Source organism: Fibrobacter sp. UWR4 (assembly GCF_003149045.1).
GTDB lineage: Bacteria > Fibrobacterota > Fibrobacteria > Fibrobacterales > Fibrobacteraceae > Fibrobacter.
The window spans coordinates 20,021-28,073 of sequence record NZ_QGDU01000040.1; the positions used below are offsets into that span (position 1 = coordinate 20,021).

General features: G+C 49.1%; 6 protein-coding genes. 2 read left to right on the plus strand and 4 right to left on the minus strand.

Going from position 1 to position 8,053, the window contains the following annotated elements:
• Positions 1 to 10: 10 nt before the first annotated feature.
• Positions 11 to 211 (plus strand): type II toxin-antitoxin system Phd/YefM family antitoxin, encoded by a 201-nt coding sequence (locus BGX12_RS13430; RefSeq protein WP_109736553.1) that lies wholly within the window; start codon positions 11 to 13, stop codon positions 209 to 211.
• On the opposite strand, the gene BGX12_RS13435 is transcribed toward BGX12_RS13430, so the two are convergent.
• From BGX12_RS13435 to BGX12_RS13445, 3 genes are read right to left on the minus strand one after another with little or no spacing between them, the layout of a single operon-like run.
• Positions 212 to 1,930 (minus strand): hypothetical protein, encoded by a 1,719-nt coding sequence (locus BGX12_RS13435; RefSeq protein WP_109736554.1) that lies wholly within the window; start codon positions 1,928 to 1,930, stop codon positions 212 to 214. It abuts the gene before it with no gap.
• Positions 1,931 to 1,940: 10 nt separating this feature from the next.
• Positions 1,941 to 5,006: a glycosyl hydrolase family 28-related protein gene (locus tag BGX12_RS13440; protein ID WP_109736555.1), complete on the minus strand. Its 3,066-nt coding sequence runs from the start codon at positions 5,004 to 5,006 to the stop codon at positions 1,941 to 1,943.
• A gap of 58 nt (positions 5,007 to 5,064) precedes the next feature.
• The gene (locus tag BGX12_RS13445) at positions 5,065 to 5,760 is read right to left on the minus strand and encodes an endonuclease (protein ID WP_233246402.1); all 696 of its coding nucleotides are present in this window, start codon (positions 5,758 to 5,760) and stop codon (positions 5,065 to 5,067) included.
• Positions 5,761 to 5,863: 103 nt separating this feature from the next.
• Between BGX12_RS13445 and BGX12_RS13450 the strand changes: the two genes are divergently transcribed.
• The gene (locus BGX12_RS13450; protein ID WP_109736557.1) at positions 5,864 to 7,153 is read left to right on the plus strand and encodes a folylpolyglutamate synthase/dihydrofolate synthase family protein; all 1,290 of its coding nucleotides are present in this window, start codon (positions 5,864 to 5,866) and stop codon (positions 7,151 to 7,153) included.
• A 92-nt stretch (positions 7,154 to 7,245) separates the two neighbouring features.
• Here BGX12_RS13450 and BGX12_RS13455 read toward each other — a convergent pair whose 3' ends face one another.
• Positions 7,246 to 7,803 carry a hypothetical protein gene (locus BGX12_RS13455; protein WP_233246403.1) on the minus strand — a complete coding sequence of 186 codons (558 nt, stop codon included), beginning with the start codon at positions 7,801 to 7,803 and terminating at the stop codon, positions 7,246 to 7,248.
• Positions 7,804 to 8,053 lie beyond the last annotated feature (250 nt).

The following is an 8,053-nucleotide window of genomic DNA, read 5'->3' on the forward strand; positions in this document are numbered from 1 at the left end:
TGTCTTCGTTATGTCAAAAGTTGTATCCGCAATGGAAGTCCGTCAAAATTTTGGCAACCTGTTGAATCAGGTTGCCTTGAAGGACGAAGAAATCGTTATTGAAAGAGCCGGCAAGCCTTTAGCTCGCCTGGTGAGCGTTCAGACAGCTACCACAGGCAAACTGGACTTCCGTGACATTACCAAACTTCCCAATCAAATTTGGGAAGAATAATTACTTGGCAATAATCTTTACATTCAGGTCCACACGCTTGGTGGGGTCTGCTACACTCTGAGCAATCAGCTTGGCTGTGTTACCTGCTGCGTCCGACTGTACAATCACGTAATTGGAGGACAGTTCCTGTTCACCATTTTCGTTAGCTTCGCAATTGCTGACGGAATACTTGTTGTTAATATAGTTCAGGGATTCACAGGGGACGAACCAAGTGATTTCAAGGCCTGCGTCATCCCAGCTAGAACCATCCTTGTTGGTCATATAGAACTGGAACTGGTTCAGGTGTAGGGTGTCACCAACGGTTGCACGGATGTTGTTGCTGATAGAGTCGTTTTCTGCGTTGTAGAAGTCCATGGATGCCAGGAGGCCTGGTTGCTGGATCAGCGTGTACAACTGGAGTACGTAACGCAGGCTGTCTTCTACCTGAGCCAAAGGCTTGGAATTGGATCGGGTATAATGCAGGTAGAACGGACCTTCAGGCATGTCGCCGGAAACTACGAAGGATCCGCCATAGACACTGTTGATGTTACCCTGAGATTTCTTGTTCTTGTCCAGAACTTCCAAAGTAACAGGACTTGTAACGTTGTTTTCTTCGTAGTTTTTGATCCAGTGCTTTACCAGGATGGAGTCGCCCTTCTTGTAATCGCCAATCCATACGAACTGTTCCTGATAGATGTCGTACTTGGCCGCGAGATTCTTGGGGCGAGTTCTTTCGAAGGTTTCACCAGGATAGTGGATAGAGTCCGGATTGGAGAAGTATTCGCCCTTCTCCAGTTCGCGGGCGGAAGTCTTTGTCTCGAAGAATGCGTAAGGACCTGTCCAGATGCTGGAGAAATTTTCGGTCTTGATGTTCAGATTCCAGGTGATGGAGTCGTTAGGAATGAGCAAGGTGTCCAAATTGCTATTGGTCGTGCCCAACACATCTTTGCCGTCAGTAAGTTCATAGTTCTTGATGTTGGTGCCCTGTGTCGTCACGTTTACGCTGTAACCTTCTGTAGCGGAGAACTGGACAGCAACTTTTTCCGGAGCATCGTCGATGAGGATAATGCCTCTGAGGGAATCATTCATCTTCATCTTGAAGGTCTCTTTTTCGCCGGTGTATTCATAGTAGGCGGTATCTACCAGAACCATCATGCGAAGACTGGTGGAATCCGTGAACTGACCGGTCACTTCCAGATAGTAGTGCTGGTCCTTGAAGGCGACAAACAGGTTGGAATCCTTGAAAACGCCTTCTTCTCCGGTTCCCGCGCTGGGAATGAAGTAGTTCACATAAGCGGAGTCCTTACGTCCATTTCCCTTGGGAACTGCGGTGATGGCTCTTAGGTAGTCACCTAGTTCATTTCGTACGCGGATAGTGTCTTTTTCCATGTTGTAGGTGGATGCGTAAACACGAATGCGACTGCCCTTGGGGAATTCGCCCAAATACATGGGGAAGTTTCTATCCAGGCTATCTACGTAAAGAACGCTGGAATCCATCTTGGAACTGTCCCCTTGGAACAATTCCACATAAATTCTCATGGTGTCGCCAATGCTAGCGGTATCCTTGTAGTCCACATCGGCACGGTCACTTAGGGATGTACTGGACTTGAAGGATGCTACAGAGGAACTGCTGTCGGCTTCTTCGTCGCTCTTGCTGGAAGAACCGCTATCGCTACAGGCAGCAAACAGGGTAAGTGCTGCCAAACTAAAAGTGCCAAGAACAAGTTTCTTGAAGTTCATGGATAGTCTCCTAGTTCAGGATGTAGAATTTCTGTTCGGCATTAAAGGCTTCTCCATTCACTTTCAGGATGTACTTGCCTGTGGGGAAGGCCTTTGCCTTGAACTTGAAGTTGATCTTCTTTTCGCCGTCCATTTCACGGGCGGCAACCGTAAGCATGCGCTTGCCAAATTCGTTGACAATTTCGATCTGTACGAACTGGGGGTAACCGACGGTCAAATCAAAGTCGCAATCCAGGGAGAACTTGTCCACGTTCACCTTGGAAAGGGTGTAGCCGCCATCCATGGATTCACCACCCACAGATCGGCTGTTGTCGTAGTAACCTACAAACAGACTGGGGGCCAGTTGCTTGCCCGTATTGCCGGACATGACGAAGGATTCCGTAGTGTCTGTGGCGGTGAGAATCAATGTGTACAACTTGGAAGCGTGCTTACGCTTGAAGAATTCGGTAAAGGTGGGGGTACGGAGGAATGCTCCCAGAGGAGCCTTGGGATTCAAAGTAATGATACCCAGGTAGTCTGCGAACTTGGTGTCTACGCCACCACCGGAGTTCTTACGGATGTTGAACTGTCCACCAGGCTGGGGAAGGTTTGCAGGTGCATTTTCCCAAGTCAATTCGTAGTCCGGCCAGTCGACGCCCAACTTCTGGTCGCCGTAGTTCATATCCTTGTTGGTTTCCTTTAGACCGAAGATGTTCAGCTGGATAGGCTTCTTTACGGAATCCGGATCGAATTCCAACTTCAGGGCAGCGTCAAAGAGAGGACCGGGCAGTGCGGACAAGTCAAATTTCAAGTAGATCTTGCCTGCAGATCCGCTTCTGTTGGAAAGCTGCAGTGTGGGGTCCGTATTGTGGGGCGTGTAATTGTCGAATTCGGAAATCCAGGTTGCCGCACCCTTACCACTGGGAATGTTGTCTCCAGTATGGTCCATGGTGGTGTAGCGCTTGTCGAACACATAGATACGGCTTGTATCAGAGCCGGTGGAGTAACCGTCATCGCCAGTAAAGATCACGTTGTAACGGCCACTAGCGGTAAAGGTCATATCGGTTTCATATTCGGTAGAGTCGGAAATGATCACCTTACCCGGACCGGAACCTTTCTTCCATTTTACAGGAACTTCGCAAAGACCATCACCGCGGCCATCATCAACAACGGAACCGATGATGTGAAGCTTGTTGGGCTGGACTAGAAGCATTTCTTCGGGAATAGTAGCGACTGGCTTCTCGTTGGCGCCCTGCTTGGGGGCGTAACCTACGAAGAGGGGCAGGAAGGATCCGCCTTCTTCACGCTGGGTCAGGTCCTTACCAAACAGTGCCTTAATCTTGGATGCCGGACGGGATTCTTCCACCATCTTGTAGAAAGGATTACCGCGGGTAAGCGTTTCTCGGAGACCGGAAACAGAAAGACCGGAATTGTCGTTAATGAACAGGGGACGGTCCTTCGCCTTGTCGCTAGCGATCACCTCTACACCCAACAGTTCTGCGGATGCCTTATTGAAGTTGTGGAGAAGAGTGTTACCGTCCTTGGCAGTAAGACCGAGAATCCAGATGGTACCACCGTTATTGGATATCTTTGGACCCTTGGTATCGCCAGTCATGGTTACCTGACGACCCCACAGTTTCTGATAGTTCAGCTGGATTGTGCCGATAGATACGTCTTCCATGAAGACGTCGCCTGTACCTACTTCGTCTGTTTCAAGGGACTTGACCATCATGTTCTTCAGCAGGATGGTGCGGGTAGACTTCTGAATAATGCCGCTTCCGAATTCGGAGAATCGTTCGATGGTCAGTTCATTAAAGGCTCCCTTTTCTACGATGAATTTGCCCTTACCGTCAATGCGACCTTCAATACCCAAAATGCGGCGAACGCGATTGCGAATATAGATGTCTCGGTTAATGGTCCAGCGACCTCCGGGAGGGAAGTAGATGGTTTCTGCACCATCATCGATCGCTTCCTGGATTGCCTTGGCGTCATCGGAACCTGTATTCGCCTTTCCACCGTAGTCACCGGCGACAGTCACCCAGTTGTCGGCCTTCTGTTCTGCGAAGTTAGGGGTTTCCGCTACAGCTACTCGCATGGATTGCTTGGGACTATGGCAAAGTTGCTTACTTTCCTGAGTGGAAAATTCGAAAATTTCGGAAGCGCCAATGTCTTCGCCTACGCCCTTCATGGCGGAGCGAATCTTGGTCTTATACTTGCTAATCTTTACGCCGCGTGCGAAAATGTGGTGGTCTACGACAATGGCGGTAGTGGGTTTTGCATTGCCTTTACCTGGGTCGTACTCCAAGGTGCCGTCCAGCAATGTCATGATGGCGTTCTGGCCGTGGGAATAAATTGCAGGAACCTTTCCCTTGAAGCGGAGAGCTCGAATGGTCAGGTTCATGTCCTCGTTTTCCAGACCGTACTTGGTCTGGGCATTCAAGGTCACGTATTCCATCGTAACGGTATTCTTTTCGCCCTTGGTGTAAATACCTGTGTTGAAACCACGGATTTCCACATTTTTCAAAAGGAGGGGGCCGATGTTGTCGTCATGGCCTAAATCGATACCGTAAATACCGGTGGTGTCACCGGAGTAAATCTTTACGTTGGTGATATTACCCTGGTAGGAAGCGTTGAATCGAATACCGATGGCGCCGGGGTTGCCCTTACCTGTACGGATGGTCAAATCACGGATGGCGTTGCGAATACGTGGCTCCGGACCAGAACCTGTAAAGATTACGGGCTTGGGGAAATCGACGTTGTCAAAGCCGTAGGTGCTATCGGCCAGCTGGATAATCGTTCCGCCAATGCTCTGTCCCTGCAAAATGGTTCGCCTGGAATTGGTAGCGGGCTTTCCTGTTTCCGGCCAGGAAAGCTGGTCGTTCACCTTGTAGATGCCATGGGGAAGGTAGATGATGTAGTCTCCATCCGGATGGTCGTTCAGAGCCTTCTGGATAGCTTCCGTATCGTCCGTCTTGCCATCACCCTTTGCGAAATAAGGATCTTTTGTGACGTTAACGACTTTTGCTCCTAGAGGGAATTCCACCTGGGCAAAGGCAAATGCTGAAAAAATGAGCGTTAAAAATATCAAGCGGGACATAAACACCTCTTAACCTAATATTAATAAATGTAAAAAAATCCTGTCGGGAAAGTGTAACTTATTGCTTACATTTGTCGTGCACAAAAGGGTTGTGGTCTCCCTGAACCTTGAAAATGCGACGATCTCTCTCGCATTCCTTCTCAGTTACGGGATACATCTTGTCCCAGGCTTCGAAAAGTTTGCGGTCCTGATTGGATAATTTGATTCCGTAGGTCTTTTCCATGTAGAAACTGGCGCGAGCGACAATGCCTCTGGCTTCTTCGCGGGGTTGAGCCTTTTTTCCCTTGAAGTCGATGATAGTCTTGCAATTGCCGTACATGGGCTCGGGATTGTTGGTCCATTGGCTGTACATAAAGTTGTTGCGGTCTCCGTTCACTTCCCCGATAGCGGGGTACAGGTTGTGCATGTCCCCTTCCATAATCTTGAAGGTGGTGTCATTAGCGCTGCAGTTCTTTCGGCCACCGTCTTTCCAGCATGACAGAAAATGACCCATATTGTGGGCTGTTACCATGTGCTCCCACTCGATACGCTCTGCCCGCTTGAAACTTTTGCGGTTGGGATTTTCCCTAGGCTTGAAGTCACAGCTGCTGAAGTCCACGTTTTTCTTGTCATCGTACCTGCAGCCGCAATACAGGGTTTCCTGCAGTTCACCGTAGTACACTCGACGCATCTGCTTACTGGCGTCACGATAATTGTAGTGTTGGGGTGCTGCTGTGGGATCCACTTTTGCGAAGCAGACCAAAGATAAAACCAAAAGTGCTAGGACTATGAAAAAACGTTGTTTCATGGACCGACCTGATATATAAAACGATGTATGTGAAAACTAGTATTTTTTTGAATATTGCTACATTTAAACTATGCAAAACGCTGGAATGGAATACTTGAATTCCCGACTGATGTTCGGGATGATGCCGGGGCTGGAATCTACACGTAAGCTGTGCGAAGCTCTTGGAAATCCTCAGGAAAAGTTTAAGACCATCCATGTGGTGGGAACCAATGGAAAGGGCTCTACCAGCTATTATCTGTCCGGAATCTTAAAGGCCCATGGATTTAAGACAGCCCTTTACACAAGCCCCCATCTGGTAAGCCTGCGTGAACGAATCCGTATAGACGATGTCCCTATTTCCGATGAGGATCTGGACCGCTATCTTTTGCAGGTGAAGGATGCCGCCCACAAGGTAAATTCCGCCGGCGCATCCATCGAACCTACGTTCTTTGAAGTCTTGACTCTGGTGGCTTTCCTCCATTATGCAAATTCCGGCGTGGATGTTGCCGTACTGGAAGCAGGGATGGGCGGCCGCCTGGACAGTACTGCGGTTGCAAATGGCGATGTGGCCGTTGTTACTAGCATTGGCCTGGAACATACGGAAGTGTTGGGCCCCACGGAATCTGCCATCCTGAAAGAAAAGATGGCCGTACTTGGGGAAGGCTCTCTTACTGGGAAGACATTCGTTGTTGGCGGCCTTTCACAGGAATTGCTTTCCGAAGCCCGTCAATTTGCTGCAGAACGTGGTGCGGCATTTGTGACTCCGGAAATCCGTAAAGACGTTGTACTTCCCAATTTAGGGCAGCACTACGTGGAAAATGCAAGCCTCTCCTTGGTGGTGGCAAAGCTGTTTGTTGGCCCCTCCTACGATGATGCTCTGGCGATCCGCGTGTTGGCTAGTCGCAGTTGGGCTGGCCGCATGCAGACTCTTGCGGATTCGTCCGGAAAAGTCCGTTACATTCTGGATGGCGCCCACAATTCCCATGCGGTGAAACGCCTGGTGGAAACTCTGGATAAGTACTATCCCCAGCAGAAATTCCATTGCGTATTTGGCGCTCTGAAGGACAAGGACGTAGGGGAAATGCTGAAGCTGATGGCGCCTCACGTTAGCCATTGGCACATCACGAAAACGCCTTATCCAAGATTCCGCGAGCTGGATGACCTGCGGGGGTTACTTGCCGGTCTTGGTCTGAATGTTGCAAGCGAAGGCGAATTAAGCAGGTCGTATCTGGATCTGGTACAGGCCGAAGCTGGTGAAGTCCCTGTGCTGATTACAGGCAGTCTCTATATGATCGGGGAAACAGTTCAGTCCCTGAAGAAGGATTATGAAGGTCTTGCCTTCTTCCGCGGGCTTGACCAGACAACCAACGAACACCGTTAGGATCTGGTTTTTATTACAGGATATAACAGAAAAGTCCGCTTGAAAAAGCGGACTTTTCTGTATCTTGCGACGAATGTCTTGGATATTTCGGGTTACTTCATGTCCGGATCGTTTTCCATTTCTTCGTAGGCCTTCTTGGCCTTGGCGCGGATCTTGTCTGCGGCTTCGCCGGTGATCTTGCCTGCGTCAGTCAGTTCCTTCAGGTAGTTGTCCACAACATCGGTCTTTACGGAAACAACGCCATAGATACGGAACTTGCCTTCTGCGGTAGATTCCATTTCCATATCGTTCATGGTAGCACCGCTGAGGTGGATCTTCACCTTGTTCTTGGAAGTGCTTTCGAAGTGTTCTGCGAATTCGTCGCCAACTTCTTCCTTGAAGTTCTTCACCATAGCCTTGATGTAGGAATCGATGGACTTGGCCAGGTCAACTCGTGCGTTCTGGTCAGCCTTTTCCATAGCAGTCTGCTGGTCAACGGATTCACCGATACCGAGACCTGCTGCAGTGCCGTCATTCCAGTAGGCCTTCTTGACGTTCTGCATCTTGAGCAACTGGTTCACAGCCTTTTCCTGGGGGGTCTGGCTAGCGCAGCCCACCATGAAAAGTGCTGCCAAGGCAAAAGCGATTGCTGCCATCATCTTCTTCATCATATTTTCTCCTTGTTGAGACTCTAAAGAGGCTTTTTTAGCCTGTTTTTACGAAAAAATATGATTTTGAACAAAAAAAGTCAAGCGAATTGTTTACGTGATGTGAAAATAATCACGCGGATTCTCATCGTCAAGTAAATCCGATCTAGGCTGAAAACAAAAAAAATCCCTAGAAAGTGAATTCTAGGGATGGTTAGGTTTCTAACTTGCGTTTTCGACCAAGAAAAGGACAAGCGATGAGACTTAACCGAGA

What these genes read in the sequence shown, in the direction of transcription:
- BGX12_RS13455 (WP_233246403.1), bottom strand. Translation starts at nt 7,803, where the DNA reads ATGATGAAGAAGATGATGGCAGCAATCGCTTTTGCCTTGGCAGCACTT.
- BGX12_RS13435 (WP_109736554.1), bottom strand. Translation starts at nt 1,930, where the DNA reads ATGAACTTCAAGAAACTTGTTCTTGGCACTTTTAGTTTGGCAGCACTT.
- BGX12_RS13430 (WP_109736553.1), top strand. Translation starts at nt 11, where the DNA reads ATGTCAAAAGTTGTATCCGCAATGGAAGTCCGTCAAAATTTTGGCAAC.
- BGX12_RS13440 (WP_109736555.1), bottom strand. Translation starts at nt 5,006, where the DNA reads ATGTCCCGCTTGATATTTTTAACGCTCATTTTTTCAGCATTTGCCTTT.
- BGX12_RS13450 (WP_109736557.1), top strand. Translation starts at nt 5,864, where the DNA reads ATGCAAAACGCTGGAATGGAATACTTGAATTCCCGACTGATGTTCGGG.